The sequence below is a fragment of the Microbispora corallina genome, assembly GCF_016863035.1.
GTDB classification, from domain to species: Bacteria; Actinomycetota; Actinomycetes; order Streptosporangiales; family Streptosporangiaceae; genus Microbispora; species Microbispora corallina.
Genome location: NZ_BOOC01000027.1, coordinates 119,005 through 137,713, shown reverse-complemented (window position 1 = coordinate 137,713; position 18,709 = coordinate 119,005). Strand labels below are relative to the sequence as shown.

Below are 18,709 nucleotides of genomic sequence, written 5' to 3'. Positions count from 1 at the left end.
GACGTGTGCGCCCGGGGCTCCGTGCTCTCAAAAGGAGACTTGAATGCCGAAGATCCTGGAGTTCGAGGAGGACGCGCGGCGCGCTCTCGAGCGCGGCGTGAACGCCCTCGCCGACGCCGTCAAGGTGACCCTCGGCCCGCGTGGCCGCAACGTCGTCATCGACAAGAAGTTCGGCGCGCCGACCATCACGAACGACGGCGTGACCATCGCCCGTGAGGTCGAGCTGGACAAGCCGTACGAGAACCTCGGCGCCCAGCTCGCCAAGGAGGTCGCCACCAAGACCAACGACATCGCGGGCGACGGCACCACCACCGCGACGGTCCTGGCCCAGGCCATGGTCCGGGAGGGTCTGCGCAACGTCGCCGCGGGCGCCCAGCCGCTGTCGCTCAAGCGCGGCATCGACCGCGCCGCCAAGGCCGTGAGCGACCGCCTGCTCGAGGTCGCCCGCCCGGTCGAGGACAAGAAGGAGATCGCGCACGTCGCGACGATCTCCGCCCAGGACGCCAAGATCGGCGGCCTGATCGCCGAGGCGTTCGACAAGGTGGGCAAGGACGGCGTCATCACCGTCGAGGAGTCCAACGCCATGGGCCTCGAGCTGGAGTTCACCGAGGGACTCCAGTTCGACAAGGGCTACCTGTCCCACTACATGGTGACGGACCCCGAGCGCATGGAGTCGGTGCTGGAGGAGCCGTACGTCCTGATCCACCAGGGCAAGATCTCCTCCATCGCGGACTTCCTCCCCCTGCTGGAGAAGGTCGCCCAGACCAAGCGGCAGCTGCTGGTCATCGCCGAGGACGTCGAGGGCGAGGCCCTGGCCGTCCTGGTGACCAACAAGATCCGCGGCACCTTCAACTCCGTCGCCGTCAAGGCCCCCGGGTTCGGCGACCGCCGCAAGGCGATGCTGCAGGACATCGCGATCCTCACCGGCGGCCAGCTGGTGAGCGAGGAGGTCGGCCTCAAGCTGGAGCACGTCGGCCTCGACGTCCTCGGCACGGCCCGCCGCGTCGTGGTCAACAAGGACACCACCACCATCGTGGACGGCGCCGGCGACGCCCAGGCGATCGAGGACCGCGTCCGCGAGATCAAGCTGGCGATCGAGCAGTCCGACTCCGACTGGGACCGCGAGAAGCTCCAGGAGCGCCTCGCGAAGCTCTCGGGCGGCGTCTGCGTGCTGCGCGTCGGCGCGGCCACCGAGGTGGAGCTCAAGGAGAAGAAGCACCGCCTGGAGGACGCGATCTCGGCGACCCGCGCCGCGATCGAGGAGGGCATCGTGTCGGGCGGCGGTTCCGCGCTCGTCCACGTGTCCAAGGCCCTCGACGACCTCAGCCTGGTGGGCGACGAGGCCACCGGCGTCTCGATCGTGCGCAAGTCGCTGATCGAGCCCGCCCGCTGGATCGCCGAGAACGCCGGCCTCGAGGGCTACGTCGTCACCACCAAGATCGCCGCGCTGAACCCCGGTGAGGGCCTCAACGCCGCCACCGGCGAGTACGGCGACCTGGTTGCCCAGGGCGTCATCGACCCGGTGAAGGTGACCCGCTCGGCCGTCCAGAACGCCGCGTCGATCGCCGGCATGCTGCTGACGACCGAGGCCCTCGTCGTGGACAAGCCCGAGGAGGAGGCCCCCGCGGCTGGGGGCCACGGTCACGGCCACGGTCACGGCCACTGACGAGGCTCCGAACGGAGAGGTGCGAGGCCACGGGCCGTCCGCAGGCCGCACGGCCGCCGGGACGGCCCGCCGGCCCCGCACCAATCCCGGCCGGCCCCTGTGAGGCCGCCGCACGTGAAAACGGCTCCCGCCGCCAGGCGGGGGCCGTTCGTCTTTTTCACAGTCAGAACACCTGACAAATATCGCTTGATTAGGGCATTTGGTTGGAATGTTCCAACGCTGCTGTGCTCGGCCGATTACCCGTTGTTATCGCGTCGTCAATGTGACCAATCCGTAGCCTTTAACCATGACGACATGAACGATCGCGGCGGGCATCATGCGTAACGTGACCGAGGGATGCGTCGCCGACGCCGCAGTTGGGGTAAGGCTTGCGACGAGATCGGACGAGTCCGACCTCAGGGAACTGACCAGCCTTGCCGTTCAGGGAGATCGCCACGCGATCGAGTCGCTACTGGGACATCTGCGCCCGATGGTGGTGCGCTACTGCAGGGCCAGGCTCGGACGGGTGTCCGGTCACTACCACATCGCCGACGACGTGGCGCAGGAAGTGTGCATCGCGGTGCTGTCGGCGCTGCCGCGCTACCGGGACATGGGACGGCCGTTCGCGTCGTTCGTGTTCGGCATCGCCTCCCACAAGGTCGCCGACGCCCTGCGCAGCTCCGTGCGCTCGGCCGTGCCGACCCAGGATCTCCCGGACGGGCCGGACGAGGGTCCGGGGCCGGAGGAGACGGTCGTCCGCTACATCGAGGCGCAGCACGCGCGGGATCTGCTGTCCCGCCTCCCGCACACGCAGCGGGAGCTTCTCATCCTCAGGGTTGTCTCAGGGCTTTCCGCCGAGGAGACGGGTAATGTACTCGGCATGTCCCCTGGTGCCGTCCGGGTCGCCCAGCATCGTGCTCTGGCCAGGCTCCGGCAGCTCGCCGAGTTGGAGTCGATTGCGTGACCACGAAACGTCGTCGTACGCCTCGCCACCTCGGGTCGTACGGCGATGCCGACGTGGAAGGCGACGTGATGCGGACGGACGCCGTCCTCGACGCGCTGGCCCGCCGTGAGCCGGTCGCCGGGGGCGACCCCGCCGTCCGGCTCCTCGGCGCGCTCGTCGCCGACGTCGACAGTCAGCGGCTCTCCTCGGTGTCGATAACGCCGTCCACGTAGCCCCTGGCGTACTCCCAGCTGACGTAGTCGGCCGGGTCGGGCTGGAAGGCCGGCTCGTGGACCTGCGGCCGGCCGTTGTCGATCATCTGGCGCAGGTTGCCGCGCAGCAGGTCCCAGTCGAAGTAGTGCTGGTCTCCGCATTCCGGGCAGTCGAGCACCAGCCCGAGCACCCCCTGCGGTTCGAGCAGCGAACGGAAGACCTCGACATCGGCGAGATCGGTCAGCGCCTCGTCGCGCTCGTCCGGCGTCAGCGGCTCCACGTCGTCGGGCGCTCCCAGCTCCGCCGCGGGATCCTCGGGGTCGTCCGCGAACGGATCGCGGGGGACGTCTTCCAGCACGCATCCCACCTTATGACCACCGTCCCCCGGACGAGTGAAAGTGCGCTCCATCTGCTCGTCCGGGCGTCTCCCGTGTCCTCCGGCGTCCTCCCACCGGCCCCTCCTCGCCGCACCTCCGAGGGGCCCGGGGGCTTCGTCAGAGCCAGCCGCGGCGGGCCGCCTCGACGCCGGCCTGGAAGCGCGTCTGCGCCCCCAGCTCGGTCATCGCCTCGGCGAACCGGGCGCGCACCGTGCGCACCGACAGGCCGAGGTGCCGGGAGATGGCGTCGTCGCTCAGCCCCTGCGCGGCCAGCCGCACCACCTGCTGCACTCCCGTGCCGGCCCCGGGGTGGACCGGGACGGCGCGCGCCCACAACTCCTCGAACAGCGAGCGCAGCGCGGACACCACGACAGGCGCCCTGACCAGGTAGCAGGCGTACGCGTGCTCGGGCGGGGCGGAGTCCCAGGCGGCCGGGAGCCCGGCCGTGTCGTCGCCCAGCGTGTAGAACCAGCTCGGCACGCCGTCGAGCGCCCGCACCCCCGCCCCGGCGGCGGCCAGGCGCTCGCACACCTCCCGCGAGCGCGGCTCGGCCAGGACGGAGATCGGCACGATCAGGCGCGAGCGCATCAGGCCGTCCTCGATGGCCCGGATCCACGGCCCGGTGTACCGCTCGGCGAACCGCTCCATCGTGCGCGGGTCGGGGATCGCGCACACGAGGTCGGCGGGCGGCGCGTCCATCGCGAGGCCGACCACGCTCTCGTACAGGTCGTCGGCGCCGTTCACGACCTCGACGGAGAACCGTCCCGTGCGGCAGTCGTGCCCCGCGTCGTAGTGGTGGGTGAGCAGCCCGACCGTCGCGAGCGCGTCGTCGATCTGCCGGGTCTGCCGGGCCATCTGGTCCAGGCGCTCGGCCACCAGACGCCCGATGGCGGCCGCGGGGTGCCGGGCCACGTACTCGCCGTGCCGTGCCTCGACGGCCCCGAGCCGTACGAGCCGGGTGAGGGTGTCGAGCACGTCGTCGGCGGGCTGGTCCACCGCGTGCGCGATCTCCGACAGTGAGGCGCGGTGGAGTTTCAGCACCGCCGTGTAGAGGACCGTCTGGCCGGGGGTGAGTCCGAGGCCACGCAGAGGGTCCGCGTTCCGCGTCGTACGCATGGGTCGCTCCGTTGGTGGTTCCGCTTGCCGAAACGCTCCGGGCGCCCCGCGCGCGGAACTCCCGGAGACTGATCCCTCGCCTCGAGATACGGGTCGCGAGAATAGCTCGGCTTTTGCTCGCGGTAGGGGTGTTCGCACATTCTGGCGACTGGACATGGTGGCTTTTGTGTGGATTGGAGCGGCTGCTTTTGTTTCGTTCGCACTTTCGAAACGCGGTGAAATGCAACTTTCTGCAGTTGCACGTTCAGACATTGCGTACGGACGTTGAGTGACGCATCCTTGACTCAGCGTCAGCCGATACGCCGCGTCGCTCGGGCGCGGAGGGGGGCTCGACGGCGTGGCCGGCACGACGCGCAGTGGGGGGACCGGTCCGCCGGTCCCCCCACTTTGTCGCTGTCCCGTACGCCTCCGGGGGCTTGACAGGTCCGCCGGACCCGGTTTGGGAGGGGCCACTAGACTGACCACGGGTCTGGCGAGAGACCCGCAGGGCAGGAGGGGTGGAGATGGGCAAGTTCACCGAGCCGGGGCTCACGTTCGACGACGTGCTCCTCGTTCCCGCGTACTCGGATCTGCAGCCGGGCGAGGCGGACACGACCACCCGACTGTCCCGGAATGTCACCCTGCGGATCCCGCTGGTGTCCGCGGCGATGGACACGGTGACCGAGGCCCGCATGGCGGTCGCCATGGCCCGCCAGGGCGGCATCGGCATCCTGCACCGCAACCTGTCGGTGGAGGAGCAGGCCCAGCAGGTCGACCTGGTCAAGCGCTCCGAGGCCGGCATGGTGACCAACCCGGTGACCTGCGCGCCCGACGACACCCTGGCCGACGTGGAGCGGCTGTGCGCCACCTACCGTATCTCCGGGGTGCCCGTCGCCGACGCCGAGGGCGTGCTCGTCGGCATCGTGACCAACCGCGACATGCGGTTCGAGACCGACCACTCCACGCCGGTCCGCGACGTCATGACCCCGATGCCGCTGGTGACGGCGCCCGTGGGCGTCTCCCGCGACGAGGCCTTCCGCCTGCTGCGGCAGAACAAGGTGGAGAAGCTGCCCCTCGTCGACGAGGCCGGCCGCCTGCAGGGCCTGATCACGGTCAAGGACTTCACCAAGAGCGAGCAGTACCCGCTGGCCACGAAGGACGCCCGCGGGCGGCTCATGGTCGGCGCGGCGGTCGGCGTGGCCGGCGACGCCGAGGAGCGCGCGATGGCCCTGATCGAGGCCGGGGCCGACGTGATCATCGTCGACACGGCGCACGGGCACTCCCGCGGCGTCTGCGAGATGATCGCCAAGATCAAGGCCAACGGCCACGTGGACGTGATCGGCGGCAACGTCGCCACCCGGGCGGGCGCCCAGGCCCTCGTCGAGGCCGGGGCCGACGCGGTCAAGGTCGGCGTCGGGCCGGGCTCCATCTGCACCACCCGGGTCGTCGCCGGGGTGGGCGCCCCGCAGCTCACCGCCATCTACGAGGCGGCCCTCGCCTGCGGCCCGGCCGGGATCCCCGTCATCGGCGACGGCGGCCTGCAGTACTCGGGCGACATCGCCAAGGCCCTCGCCGCGGGCGCGGACACGGTCATGCTGGGCTCGCTGCTCGCGGGCTGCGAGGAGTCGCCCGGCGAACTGATCTTCATCAACGGCAAGCAGTTCAAGTCGTACCGGGGCATGGGCTCGCTGGGCGCGGTGCGCAACCGCGAGCGCGGCGGCCTGTCGTTCAGCAAGGACCGCTACGCGCAGTCCGAGGTGTCCGGCGAGGACAAGTACATCCCCGAGGGGATCGAGGGCCAGGTCCCCTACCGCGGCCCGGTGGCCGCCGTCGCCCACCAGCTGGTCGGCGGCCTGCGCCAGGGCATGTGGTACACCGGCTCCCGGACGGTCGAGGAGCTGCACGAGAAGGCGCAGCTCATGCCGATCACCGCGGCGGGGCTCAAGGAGAGCCACCCGCACGACATCCAGATGACGGTAGAGGCCCCCAACTACCACGGACGGTAGCGGGCGACGGCACGGCTCCCGCGGGCGGCGGCCACGGGGGCCGTGCTCCATGAAGGGGAAAGAACAGGGGAATGACTCAGGTGGAGATCGGGCGCGGCAAGAGCGGGCGGCGGGCGTACGCCCTGGACGAGATCGGCATCGTGCCCTCCCGGCGCACCCGTGACCCGGAGGAGGTCTCGATCTCCTGGCAGATCGACGCCTACCGGTTCGACTCGCCCCTCGTGGCGAGCCCGATGGACAGCGTGGTGTCCCCGGCGACGGCCATCGAGATCGGCCGGCTGGGTGGGCTCGGCGTGCTCGACCTCGAGGGCCTGTGGACGCGGTACGACGACCCGGCCCCGCTGCTGGAGGAGGTCGCCACGATGGACCCGGCGGCCGCGACCCGCCGGCTGCAGGAGATCTACACCGCCCCGATCAGGGACGAGCTCATCGGGCGGCGGATCGAGGAGATCCGGGCCGGGGGCGCGACGACGGCCGTGCGCCTGTCGCCGCAGCGGACCGTCCAGCACCACAAGGCCGTGATCGACGCGGGCGTCGACATCTTCGTCATCCGCGGCACGACGGTCTCCGCCGAGCACGTGTCCGGCCGGGCCGAGCCCCTCAACCTGAAGCAGTTCATCTACGAGCTCGACGTCCCGGTCGTCGTCGGCGGCTGCGCCACGTACACGGCCGCCCTGCACCTCATGCGGACCGGCGCGGCCGGCGTGCTGGTCGGCTTCGGCGGCGGCGCCTCCCACACGACCCGCAACGTCCTCGGCGTCGTCGTGCCGATGGCCACCGCGATCTCCGACGTCGCCGCCGCCCGCCGCGACTACATGGACGAGTCGGGCGGCCGGTACGTCCACGTCATCGCGGACGGCGGCATGGGCGGGTCGGGCGACATCGCCAAGGCGATCGCCTGCGGCGCCGACGCCGTCATGGTGGGCTCCCCGCTCGCGCGGGCGTCCGAGGCGCCCGGCCGCGGCTTCCACTGGGGCTCGGAGGCCCACCACCCCGAGCTTCCGCGCGGCAAGCGCGTCGAGTTCGGCACGATCGGCACGCTGGAGCAGATCCTGCACGGCCCGTCGTCGCTGGCCGACGGCTCGATGAACCTCATGGGCGCGCTGCGCCGCACGATGGCCACCGCGGGCTACTCCGACCTCAAGGAGTTCCAGCGCGTCGAGGTCGTCGTCGCCCCGCCGCAGCCCTGACCCCGTCCGGGGCCGCCGCAGGATTGACCCGTCCGGGGCCCGTTTGCCGCGGGCCCCGGACGCAGGCGCGTCAGGCGCCGGCGGGCCGGCGCACCCAGGCGCCCCGCTTCATGACGCCGTCCACGTTCAGGTCGCCGTCGAGCACCACCAGGTCGGCGTGCTTGCCCACGGTGATCGAGCCGATCTCGCCGTCCAGGCCGAGCACGCGGGCCGGCGTCAGCGAGGCCATCCGGGCGGCGTCGACCAGCGAGAGCCCGACCTCCCGCACCGTGCGCCGGAACGCGACGTCCATCGTGAGCGTGCTGCCCGCGATCGCGCCGCCCTCGGCCAGCCGCGCCACGCCGTTCTCGACGTTCACGGTCATCGGGCCCAGCGGGTAGCGGCCGTCGCCCATGCCGGCCGCCGCCATCGCGTCCGTGATCAGGGCCGTACGGCTCGCGCCCGCGGCGTGCATGGCCAGGCGCAGCATGGCCGGGTGCACGTGGACGCCGTCGTTGATGAGCTCGACGGTCACCCGTTCGTCCTGCAGGAGGGCGGCGATCGGGCCCGGCTCCCGGTGGTTGAGCGCCGGCATCGCGTTGTAGAGGTGGGTCGCCACGGTGGCGCCCGCCTCGACGCCCGCCAGCGTCTGCTCGTACGTCGCGTCGCTGTGGCCGACGGCGGCGATGACGCCCTCGGCGGCGGCGTCCCTGATCACGTCGATCGCGTTGGGCAGCTCCGCCGCGATCGTGATCATGCGGACGTGCCCGCGGCCGGCCCGCACCAGCTCCCGGAACTCGCCCCGGTCCGGGTCGCGCAGCAGCGCCGGGTTGTGCGCGCCGCACCGGGCCTTCGAGATGTACGGCCCCTCGAAGTGGATGCCGGCGACCAGGCCCTGCTCGCAGAGGTCGGCCAGCGCCGAGGCCGCCCGGGCCAGCGTCTCGGGGGCGGCGGTGACCAGGCTCGCCATCGCGGTCGTCGAGCCGCGGCCCAGGTGGAAGGCGGCGACCGCGGCCGCGCTCTCCGGATCGCCGTCCGGGTAGGAGCCGCCGGCGCCGCCGTGGGTGTGGATGTCGACGAACCCCGGGACGATCGTGCGGCCGCCCAGGCTCAGCCCGGCGCCGGGCGCCCTGCCGCTGCCGACGTGGGTGATCCTGCCGTCCTCGATGGTGAGCCAGCCGTCGTGGACCCCGTCCGGGGTCACGACGCGGGCGTCCGAGAGAGTCACGCTCATGGGGCCCATCTTGGCGGGGCCGTGCCCGGGCTCGCACGTGGGGGTTCGCCCAGGGCGGCCGTGGTGGCTCGGGCAGGGGGCCGTACGCCCTCCCGGCGGGCGCCTTACCCGCTTTGGTGTGAATTCGCCCACGTCAACCGATATTTGGGAAGATCGATGGGAAAGAGAAGGGCAGGCGCGATTGGCGTCTGGCTACCCACGGGTAGCTTTAGGTGACGCAGGTAAAGCCGCACAGAGGGAGCCCCATGACGGCGAGGATGGGCCCGGCACGTCTCGGCCCGGCAGAACGCGCGGCGGCGCTCGCGCGGATGGAGGCGCAGGAACTCGACGTCGTGGTGATCGGCGGAGGCGTGGTGGGGGCGGGCGTCGCGCTGGACGCCGTGACCCGGGGCCTGTCCGTCGGGCTGGTGGAGGCCCGGGACTTCGCCTCGGGCACCTCGTCCCGGTCGTCGAAGCTGATCCACGGTGGGCTCCGCTATCTGGAGCAGCTCAACTTCGACCTCGTCCGCGAGGCGCTGCGGGAGCGCTCGATGCTGCTCCAGCGGATCGCCCCCCACCTGGTGAGGCCGGTGCCGTTCCTCTATCCGCTGACCCACACGGGCTGGGAACGGCCGTACATCGGGGCGGGCCTGGCGCTCTACGACACGCTGGGCTTCTCCTTCGGCTTCCGCCGGGGGGTCCCCGGGCACCGGCACCTGTCGCGGCGCAGCGCCCTGAAGGTGGCCCCCTCCCTGCGTAGAGCGGCGTTCACGGGTGCCGTGCAGTACTGGGACGCCCAGGTCGACGACGCCCGGTTCGTGATGACCATGCTCCGCACGGCCGCGACGTACGGCGCGCAGGTGGCCTCGCGCGCCCAGGCGGTCGGCTTCCTGCGGGAGGGCGAGCGGGTCACCGGCGTGCGGGTGCGCGACCTGGAGACGGGCGCCGAGATGGACATCAGGGCCCGTCAGGTGGTCAACGCGACCGGCGTGTGGACCGACGACATCCAGCAGCTCGTGGGCGGCCGGGGCCGCATCCACGTGCGGGCGTCCAAGGGCATCCACCTCGTCGTGCCGCGCGACCGGATCCACTCGGTGAGCGGGATCATCATGCGGACCGAGAAGTCCGTGCTGTTCGTCATCCCGTGGGGCCGGCACTGGATCATCGGGACCACCGACACCGACTGGACGCTCGACAAGGCCCATCCGGCGGCCTCCCGCAACGACATCGACTACCTGCTCGACCACGTGAACTCGGTGCTGTCGGTGCCGCTGACGAGGGACGACGTCGAGGGCGTTTACGCCGGGCTGCGGCCGCTGCTGGCCGGGGAGTCCGAGGAGACCTCGAAGCTGTCGCGCGAGCACGTCGTCACCCACCCCGTGCCGGGGCTCGTGATGGTCGCGGGCGGCAAGTTCACGACCTACCGGGTGATGGCCGCCGACGCGGTGGACGCGGTCGCGCACGGGCTCGACCAGAGGGTCCCGGTGTCCTGCACCGACCAGGTGCCGCTGGCGGGCGCGGAGGGCTACCAGGCGCTGTGGAACTCCCGCCACCGGCTCGCCCGCGCCTCCGGCCTGCACGTCGCCCGCATCGAGCACCTGCTGGAGCGGTACGGCTCGATGATCGACGAGGTCCTCGTGCTGATCGAGGACGACCCCTCCCTCGGGCGCCCGCTGAACGGCGCCGACGACTACCTGCGGGCCGAGGTCGTCTACGCGGCCACCCACGAGGGCGCCCGGCACCTGAACGACGCGCTGACCCGCCGCACGCGCATCTCGATCGAGACGTTCCACCGGGGCACGGCCGTGGCCCAGGAGGCTGCCGAGCTGATGGCCGGCCCGCTGGGCTGGGACGACGAGCAGGTCAAGCGCGAGGTGGAGTACTACACCAAGCGCGTGGAGGCCGAGCGCGCCTCGCAGGAGCAGGACACCGACCAGGACGCGGACGCCATCCGCCTCGGCGCCCCCGAGATCGTCCCCGTCGCCCTCCCCGAGGGCCGTACGGCCTGAGCCCGGCCCGCGGACGGGCCGGGACTCGGGCCCGTCAGGCGAAGGGGATCCAGGCCTGGTCGGCGAGCGTGGCCGCGTCGCTGACCTTGAGGCCGGCGTCGGACAGGGTCCAGACGTGGTCGCCGATGATCAGGCAGCGGCGGATGCCCTCGTCCACCGGCGCCGCGTCGCCGTGCGCCGCCGGGCGGGGGTGGCGGATGAGGCCCTCCTGGTCGATGCCGCCGTCGCCCACCTTGAGCACGAGCGCCGCGCTGCCCTCCTCGCCGGCCTTCGACCAGTTGGTCAGTGGGACCATGGCCAGCCCCGACTGCGGCCAGTAGAGGAAGGCGTGCGGGTCCCACTCGGCCTCGGAGCCGGAGTCGGGCTGGTGGAACCGCGAGAGGATCTTCGGCGCGGCCGGGTCGCTGACGTCGAACAGCGAGATCTGCGTGCCGAGGGCCCGGCCCTTGCCGTTCGCCTCCTGGCCGATGCCGAGCAGCCGCCCCGGGCCGCCGGGGTGGAGGTAGGCCGAGTAGCCGGTGATCTGCAGCTCGCCCGACACCTTCGGCGCGGCCGGGTCCCGCAGGTCCAGCGCGTACAGGGGGTCGGTCTGGCGGAAGGTGACCACGTAGCCGATGTCGCCCATGAAGCGGACCGAGTAGATCCGCTCGCCCCTGCCCAGGCCGATGACCGCGCCGGTGCGGGCGAGGCTGCCGGAGTCGAGCACGTAGACGCCGCTCTCCGCGGTGCCCGGGCTCGCGCCGAACACCTCGGCGCCGCTGGTCGTGGCGACCCTCAGGTGGCCCTCGTACTCGGAGAGCGAGTACTGGTTGAGCAGCCGGCCCGGGACCGCCCCCGAGGTGACGTAGCGCGGGGCGCCCGAGCCGTCGATGTCGAACCGGTGCACCTCGGTCAGCTCGGGCGGCGCGGTCGGCGTCGGCGTCGGCGTCGGCGCGGGCGTGGTCGCGCCGGGGACGGGCGCCACGTCCTCGACGGGCCGGGGGAACCACCAACGGGGGTTGCTGGTGACGTAGAGGCTCGTCGGGGTGGCGTAGACGGTGTCGCCGTCGGCGGCCACGGCGACGGGGGTGTCCGACGCGAACGGCGCCGCCCCGGCCGACAGGTCGATCGTGTGGATGGTCAGCATCGACGTGCCCGTGAAGGCGTCGGGGTGGCTGACCTGGTCGCAGCCGACCCGCTCGGTGCGGGTGGCGCCGCCCGTCTCCACGTCGTACGTGGGCAGCCACGCGTCGGCGGGGGCCCGCAGCACGGCCTGCCGGTTGGCCTCGGTCATCTCGCTCTCGGACGCGTTCTCCTTCGGCGTCGGGAACGTGATCTGCGGCTGGGAGCGGACGACGATCCGCACGGTCGAGCCGACCTGCCGGGCGTCCACGTGGGCGCCGTTCACGGTCATCGAGCCGAGCACCGCCGGCCGGCCGCCGGACAGGTCCACCAGCACGTAGCGGGGGCCGGTCAGCCCGGGCCGCACCTTGGCCATGGCGCCGAAGGGCAGGATGCCGCCGCCCTGGAACAGCACCAGCGCCCGGTCGCCCGAGACCAGCAGGTCGGCCGGGGCCCACGACTGGTCCTCGGGGAGGAGCCGCAGCGTCCCGGTCACCGCGTGGCTGTCCGCGTCGACCACCCGCAACACGCCCTTGGTCACGGTGACGATGCGGTGGCCGTCGGTCTTGACCAGGTCGGGCTCGTCGACGCCGGCCTCCTGGACGTTCGTCGTCGAGTACGTGCCGGCGGGGACGGCCTGCTTGGCGGTGGGGGCGACGTCGCTGCGCGCGAGCATCATCAGGTTGTCGCCGAAGCCCCAGGGCGTCACGTTGCCCGCCGCTGTCTCGCGCAGCCCGGCGGCCATATCGTCGCAGCTCGTGTAGGAGACGAGCCGGACCTTCCCGGTCAGGTCGACCGCCGCCGGGCCGGGTGCCGTACGGCTCCCGGCGCACGCCGTGGCCAGCAGCCCGGCCAGCGCGACGGCTACCGCCGTACGAATGGTTGTCCTCATGCCCCTACCACGGATCGCGGCGGGGGCTGGTTCGGTCCGCCGTCCGAAGTGTGCCGGGCGTCACGCTCAGTTGGCGCCCGCGGGCCGGACATGGGAGTAGAACGGGCCCAGCCGGTCGGACTCGCTCGTCTCCAGCAGCGTCCGCAGCACGTGCCCCCGCAGGTCGATCACGACCACCTTCGACGCGTTGGACACCACCGGGGTCCAGCAGAACAGGTGCCGCTCGTCCCACCAGCCGAGGACCTTGCTGCAGCCGGAGGAGATCCGGCCGGTAGGGGCGCCTGTGGAGGCGTCCCACAGGCAGGCCGTGCCCTCGTCGTGGGCGCACATCGTCACCATCGACGCCCCGGACGGCGAGAACAGCCCGGCCAGCGTGTTGTACGGCGTGCCGACGCCGGCGAGCGTCTTCAGGAGGTTCCCCTTGAGGTCGTAGTAGCGGATGCCGCTCGACGCGCCGTCGTCGAACCAGGTGGCGACCGCCGAGCCGTCGCCGGTGAAGTAGAACCGGCCGTACTTGATCGCCGGGTCGTTGACCCGCCGCACGGTCGCGGTCCCGGCCGCCGCGTCCACGAGGACGAAGCCCTTGGTGGTCCAGGTCGAGCCGCCCGGGTTGCGGACGCTCAGCAGCAGGTGCCGGCTGTCGGCCGTCCAGTCGGCGTACTCGTACGTCAGGGGGTACTTCACGGTCTTGACGGTCCGCACGGCGCCGGTGGCCCGGTCGACGAGGTCCACGCCGTGGTAGTTGTCGCTCGTGTACTTGCGCGTGCGGCCGGCCGAGATCGTGAGGTCGGGGGACAGCGACTGCTGCCAGTAGGTGACGTCCTTCGTGAACGTCCCCGTGGCGGTCGACCGCGGGTAGTCGATCCACTCGTCCTTGGCCGTGTCCTGCACCTCGTAGTAGGTGAGCTTCACGGGGTCGGCCGGGTTCTCGTAGATCGTGGCGTCCACGCCGGGCAGTCGCGTCCGGGTGAGGGGGCTCGGCAGCGGCGAGGGAGTCGTGGCGCTCGGCGAGGGCGAGGCGGACGCGTCGGCCCGGACCGTGCCGCCGTGCCGGGACACGAGCACGACGCCGACGACCGCCACGATCGCCACCGCGACGATCCCGCTCACCAGGGCGGGGCCGTACCGCCGCGGCGGCCGGCCGTCCCCGCCTCCCGGACGGGTGTCGGCCGCGGCCCGGGAGGCCGCCGCCGGGTACGGCGGCACAGAGAGGGGCGGCACCGAGTGGGGCGGTGGCACCGGGTAGGCGCGGCCGGAGTCGGGAGCGGACGGCTGCGCGCCGGGCGACGGCCCGGGGGAGAACGGCCGGGGCCCCACGCCGCCGGGCGGCGGGGGCGGGGGCGGTTGTCCCTGCGAGAACGCCGGACGCGGCGGCCCGGCGGCGGAGGACGCCGGGCCCGGCGGTCCGGCCGCGGGGGAGGAGGAAGGCGGCGGCCCGGCCACGCGGGAGGAGGGGGGCGGGGCGGACGGCCCGGAGGAGAACGGCCGGGGGCCCGCGTCGGCGGACCGCCCAGGGGAGAACGCCTGCGGCTGCCCGGCCGGACGGCCCTCGCCCGCCGCGGGTCCCGGACCCGGCGCCGAGCCCACCCCGTCGCCGGCCGCGGAGCCCGCGCTCGCGCCGGCCCCGTGACCCATGCCCGCACCCGCGCTGGCCCCGAAGCCCGATCCCGCACCCGCGCCGGCCCCGAAGCCCGATCCCGCGCCCGGGCCGGCTCCGAAGCCCGCACCCGAACCCGGGCCGGGCACCGGGGGAGCCGCGGCGGCGGCCGCGGCCTCCTCCAGGATCGCCGGGGTGGGCGCGGTGTGCTGGAGCAGCCCGAGCAGCACCTGCTCCGCCGTGGGACGGGCGTTCGGGTCCTTGGACAGGCAGGCGACGACCGTGTCCCGCAGCGGCGGCTGGAGATTCCCCAGCTTCGGCTCGCCGTTCAGGATCCGGTTGATGACGGCGGGCAGCGAGTCGATGCCGAACGGGCTCTCCCCGGTCGCGGCGTGGACGATCGTGCAGCCCCACGCGAACAGGTCGGCGGCAGGCCCGGCCGCGTGGCCCATGATCTGCTCGGGCGACATGTACGACGGGGTGCCGACGGGCCGCGAGGTCAGCGTCGAGGACGCGTCGAGGGCGCGGGCGATGCCGAAGTCGATGACGCGCGGGCCGTCCGGTCCCATGATGACGTTGGCCGGTTTGAGGTCGCGGTGCACGATGCCGGCGCGGTGGATGGCCGCGAGCGCGGTGGCCGTCCCGACGGCGAGGCGGTGCAGCGCCGGACCGGCGAGCGGACCGCCGGTGAGCACGCGCTTCTGCAGCGAGGGGCCCTCGATGTACTCGCTCACGATGTACGGCCGCTCGGCCTCCACGCCGGTCTCGACGACCTGGGCCGTGCAGAAGGGGGCGACCCGCTTGGCCGCCGCGACCTCGCGCAGGAACCGCTCCACCATGTCCGGGTCGGCCGCCAGGTCAGGCCGCAGCCACTTGATCGCGACCTGCTCGCCCGACGGCCCCTCGCCCAGGTAGACGACGCCCTGGCCGCCCTCGCCCAGCCGCCCCGCGAGGCGGTAGGCGCCCAGCCGGCCCGGCTCTCCCGCGCGCAGGGGGGCGACCTCAGCAGGCGGCATGAGGGCGCGCGAACCGGCGATCCATTTCTGGCATATCTGGATTCTGGCGTGTCCTCCGGGAGCCCGGAAGCGTCGTGTCCTGATGGTTGCATTACCAGCCGGTAGCCATCGGCCACGCTCCGGAATATTCTTCCGCCATGAGTGCCATGTATCGGACGCTCGACGCGGGCGTTGTGGACCGGCTCGTCACGCACGTCTCCTCGGAGGGCAAGACCCAGGAGATCCGCGCGCCCTTCACGGGCGAGGTCCTGGCGGAGGTCCCGGTCTCCACCGCCGAGGACGTCCGCCGGGCCTACGCCGCGGCCCGCGCGGCGCAGGAGGCCTGGGCCGCGCTGCCGGTCCGCGAGCGGGTCGCGCCGTTCCTCCGCCTGCACGACGCGATGATCGACCGTCGCAGCGAGCTGCTCGACATCGTCCAGTGGGAGACCGGCAAGGCCCGGCGCCACGCGAACGAGGAGCTCCTCGACGTGGTGGGCTGCACGCTCTACTTCGCCCGGCGGGCCGCCCGGCTGCTGGAGCCGAAGCGGCGGCAGGGCATCTTCCCGGTCGCGACGCGGGTGACCGAGCTGCGCCACCCCAAGGGCGCGGTGGCGGTGATCACCCCGTGGAACTACCCGCTCGCGCTGGGCGTGACCGACGTCGTCCCCGCGCTGATCGCGGGCAACGCGGTCGTCCACAAGCCCGACACCCAGACCCCGCTGTCCACGCTGTGGACGATCGACCTCCTCGCCGAGCTGGGCATGCCGCGGGACATCTGGCAGGTCGTGATCGGCGACCCGGCCGACATCGGTGACGCGCTGATCGACGGGGCCGACTACGTGGCGTTCACCGGCTCGACCCGGGGCGGCAGGAAGATCGCCGAGGAGGCGGCCAAGCGGCTCATCGGCTGCTCCCTGGAGCTCGGCGGCAAGAACCCGATGATCGTGCTCGACGACGCCGACCTCGACCTGGCCGCGCAGGGGGCGATCAGGGCCTGCTTCACCAACGCCGGCCAGCTGTGCATCTCGATCGAGCGGCTCTACGTGCAGGAGTCGGTGGCCGACGCGTTCCGTGACAAGTTCGTCCGCGCCGTCGAGAACATGACGGTCGGCCCCGGCCTCGGCTGGGACGTCCAGATGGGCTCGCTGACCTTCCAGCGGCAGGTGGACGGGGTGGCCGCGCACGTGGCCGACGCCGTGGCCAAGGGCGCCACCGTCCTGACCGGAGGCCGGGCGAGGCCCGACCTCGGGCCGCTGTTCTACGAGCCGACCGTCCTTGAGGGCGTGACCGGCGACATGGACGTGTGCCGGGACGAGACGTTCGGCCCGCTGGTCTCGATCTATCGCTTCGGCACCGAGGACGAGGCGGTCGAGCAGGCCAACGACACGATCTACGGCCTGAACGCCTCGATCTGGACGCGCGACGCGGCGCGCGGCAGCCGGGTGGCCGCCCGGATCAAGGCGGGCACGGTCAACGTCAACGAGGGGTACGGCTCGGCCTACGGCTCGTACGACGCCCCGATGGGCGGCATGAAGTCGTCCGGGCTCGGCCGCCGCCACGGGGTGGAGGGCCTGCTCAAGTACACGGAGGTCCAGACCGTGGCCAGCCAGGCGCCCTGGATGGGCTTCGAGCCGATCCTCGGGATGAGCTACGACCGGTACGCCGACACCCTCGCCGGCCTTCTCAAGACGATGAAGCGGCTGCACCTCAAGTGAGCGGCGCGCCCATGGACTACGACGTGCTGGTGATCGGGTCGGGCTTCGGCGGCAGCGTGGCGGCGCTGCGGCTCACGGAGAAGGGCTACGCGGTGGGCGTCCTGGAGGCGGGCCGCCGCTTCGACGAGCGCACGCTGCCGAAGACCTCCTGGCGGGCCCGCGACTTCCTGTGGGCGCCCGCCCTCGGTCTCAAGGGCATCCAGCGCATCCACGTGCTGCGCGGCCGGAACGGCGTCATGGTGCTCGCCGGGGCCGGTGTGGGCGGCGGCTCGCTGGTCTACGCCAACACGCTCTACGAGCCCCTCGACCCGTTCTTCGCCGACCCCCAGTGGGGTCACATCACCGACTGGAAGGCCGAGCTCGCGCCGTACTACGACCAGGCGAAGCGCATGCTCGGCGTGACGCTCAACCCCACGGTGACGGCCGCCGACGAGGTGATACGGAAGGTGGCCGAGCGGATGGGCGTGGGCGACACCTTCCACCTCGCCCCGGTCGGGGTGTTCTTCGGCGAGCCCGGCGTCGAGGTCGACGATCCGTACTTCGGCGGGGCCGGACCGCGCCGCCGCGGCTGCGTCGAGTGCGGCGAGTGCATGACGGGGTGCCGCCACGGCGCCAAGAACATGCTGATCAAGAACTACCTCTACCTCGCCGAGAAGGCGGGGGCGACCGTGCACCCGGAGACGACGGTCACCGGGGTGCGGCCGATCGAGGGCGGCTACGAGGTCGCCGCGAAGCGGACCGGCCCGTTCGGACGGGCCCGCACGTTCCGCGCCCGGGAGGTGGTCGTCGCGGCCGGCACGTACGGCACGCAGGCCCTGCTCCACCGGATGAGGGCGACCACGCTCCCGCGGCTGTCGCCCCGCCTGGGCGTCCTCACGCGGACCAACTCCGAGGCCCTGCTCGGGTTCGAGCGCCTGGCCGCGAAGGGGACCAAACTCAACCGCGGTGTGGCGATCACCTCGTCCATCCACCCGGACGCGGAGACGCACATCGAGCCGGTGAGGTACGGCGACGGATCTAATGCGATGGGCATGCTCCGCACGCTGCTGGTCGACGGCGGCGGCCGGGCCCCGCGCTGGCTGAGGTTCCTCGGGGCGGCCCTGCGCCGGCCCCACCTCGTGCCGCGACTGTTCAACCACCGGCGGTGGTCCGAGCGCTCGATCATCGCCCTCGTCATGCAGGCGAAGGACAACTCGGTCACCGTGTCGCTCCGGGGCCGCGGGCTGCGGGCGGGGCCGGGCCACGGCGAGCCCAATCCCACCTGGATCCCCGCCGGCCACCAGGCCGTCCGGCTGGCCGCCGAGGAGATCGGCGGCATGCCGGGAGGGTCGTGGCTCGACCTTTTCGACGTCCCGGCGACCGCCCACTTCCTCGGCGGCTGCGCCATCGGCGACTCCCCGGACACCGGCGTCATCGACCCCTATCACCGGGTGTACGGCCACGAGGGGCTGCACATCGTGGACGGGTCGGCGGTCTCGGCCAACCTCGGCGTGAACCCCTCCCTCACGATCACGGCCCAGGCCGAGCGGGCCATGGCGTTCTGGCCCAACAAGGGCGACCCCGACCCCCGTCCGCCGCTCGGCTCGCCGTACGCGCGGCTCGCGCCGGTCCCGCCGGCCCGGCCGGTCGTGCCCGCGGCGGCCCCCGGGGCGCTCCGCCTGCCGATCGTGGAGATCAAACCGCCGCCCTCGGCCTGAGGCGCAGGTGGGCGGGCGGGTGTGACCGCGCCGATAGACTGG

General features: G+C 72.7%; 13 protein-coding genes. 8 read left to right on the top strand and 5 right to left on the bottom strand.

Annotation, left to right across the window (positions count from 1 at the left end; genetic code table 11):
* Window positions 1–43 precede the first annotated feature (43 nt).
* The 3 genes from groL (at window position 44) to Mco01_RS24855 (ending at window position 2,821) form a co-directional block, all read left to right on the top strand.
* Entirely contained in the window at window positions 44–1,666 is a 1,623-nt protein-coding gene (gene groL, locus Mco01_RS24865; protein WP_204059311.1) for a chaperonin GroEL, read from the top strand.
* A gap of 316 nt (window positions 1,667–1,982) precedes the next feature.
* Complete coding sequence (locus tag Mco01_RS24860) at window positions 1,983–2,609, top strand: sigma-70 family RNA polymerase sigma factor (protein WP_157099695.1); 627 nt, start codon at window positions 1,983–1,985, stop codon at window positions 2,607–2,609.
* On the top strand, window positions 2,606–2,821 hold the full coding sequence (locus Mco01_RS24855; protein WP_157099694.1) for an anti-sigma-D factor RsdA: 216 nt from the start codon (window positions 2,606–2,608) through the stop codon (window positions 2,819–2,821). Before Mco01_RS24860 ends, Mco01_RS24855 begins: the two co-directional genes overlap by 4 nt.
* Here Mco01_RS24855 and Mco01_RS24850 read toward each other — a convergent pair.
* Window positions 2,782–3,159 carry a DUF5319 domain-containing protein gene (locus tag Mco01_RS24850; RefSeq protein ID WP_036328413.1) on the bottom strand — a complete coding sequence of 126 codons (378 nt, stop codon included), beginning with the start codon at window positions 3,157–3,159 and terminating at the stop codon, window positions 2,782–2,784. The genes Mco01_RS24855 and Mco01_RS24850 overlap by 40 nt on opposite strands.
* 136 nt (window positions 3,160–3,295) lie before the next feature.
* Window positions 3,296–4,294, bottom strand: a complete 999-nt coding sequence (locus Mco01_RS24845; RefSeq protein ID WP_204059310.1) for a helix-turn-helix transcriptional regulator — start codon at window positions 4,292–4,294, stop codon at window positions 3,296–3,298.
* A 503-nt stretch (window positions 4,295–4,797) separates the two neighbouring features.
* Between Mco01_RS24845 and guaB the strand changes: the two genes are divergently transcribed.
* Together guaB and Mco01_RS24835 are read left to right on the top strand one after the other, a co-directional pair.
* A complete protein-coding gene (guaB, locus tag Mco01_RS24840) occupies window positions 4,798–6,279 on the top strand; it encodes an IMP dehydrogenase (RefSeq protein ID WP_036328409.1) in 1,482 nt (493 codons plus the stop codon).
* Window positions 6,280–6,350: 71 nt separating this feature from the next.
* A complete protein-coding gene (locus Mco01_RS24835; RefSeq protein WP_204059308.1) occupies window positions 6,351–7,469 on the top strand; it encodes a GuaB3 family IMP dehydrogenase-related protein in 1,119 nt (372 codons plus the stop codon).
* Window positions 7,470–7,539: 70 nt separating this feature from the next.
* On the opposite strand, the gene nagA is transcribed toward Mco01_RS24835, so the two are convergent.
* Complete coding sequence (nagA, locus tag Mco01_RS24830) at window positions 7,540–8,691, bottom strand: N-acetylglucosamine-6-phosphate deacetylase (RefSeq protein WP_372444981.1); 1,152 nt, start codon at window positions 8,689–8,691, stop codon at window positions 7,540–7,542.
* A gap of 236 nt (window positions 8,692–8,927) precedes the next feature.
* Between nagA and glpD the strand changes: the two genes are divergently transcribed.
* Window positions 8,928–10,670: a glycerol-3-phosphate dehydrogenase gene (glpD, locus tag Mco01_RS24825; RefSeq protein ID WP_239103890.1), complete on the top strand. Its 1,743-nt coding sequence runs from the start codon at window positions 8,928–8,930 to the stop codon at window positions 10,668–10,670.
* 34 nt (window positions 10,671–10,704) lie between these two features.
* Here glpD and Mco01_RS24820 read toward each other — a convergent pair whose 3' ends face one another.
* Together Mco01_RS24820 and Mco01_RS39870 are read right to left on the bottom strand one after the other, a co-directional pair.
* Window positions 10,705–12,663 (bottom strand): beta-propeller domain-containing protein, encoded by a 1,959-nt coding sequence (locus tag Mco01_RS24820; protein ID WP_204059306.1) that lies wholly within the window; start codon window positions 12,661–12,663, stop codon window positions 10,705–10,707.
* 66 nt (window positions 12,664–12,729) lie between these two features.
* Complete coding sequence (locus Mco01_RS39870; RefSeq protein WP_204059305.1) at window positions 12,730–15,276, bottom strand: serine/threonine protein kinase; 2,547 nt, start codon at window positions 15,274–15,276, stop codon at window positions 12,730–12,732.
* A 137-nt stretch (window positions 15,277–15,413) separates the two neighbouring features.
* Here Mco01_RS39870 and Mco01_RS24810 point away from each other — a divergent pair, with 137 nt between their 5' ends.
* Both Mco01_RS24810 and Mco01_RS24805 read left to right on the top strand, forming a co-directional pair.
* Complete coding sequence (locus Mco01_RS24810) at window positions 15,414–16,970, top strand: succinic semialdehyde dehydrogenase (RefSeq protein WP_204059304.1); 1,557 nt, start codon at window positions 15,414–15,416, stop codon at window positions 16,968–16,970.
* An 11-nt stretch (window positions 16,971–16,981) separates the two neighbouring features.
* Window positions 16,982–18,667 carry a GMC oxidoreductase gene (locus tag Mco01_RS24805; RefSeq protein WP_204059303.1) on the top strand — a complete coding sequence of 562 codons (1,686 nt, stop codon included), beginning with the start codon at window positions 16,982–16,984 and terminating at the stop codon, window positions 18,665–18,667.
* The last annotated feature ends 42 nt before the right edge of the window (window positions 18,668–18,709 follow it).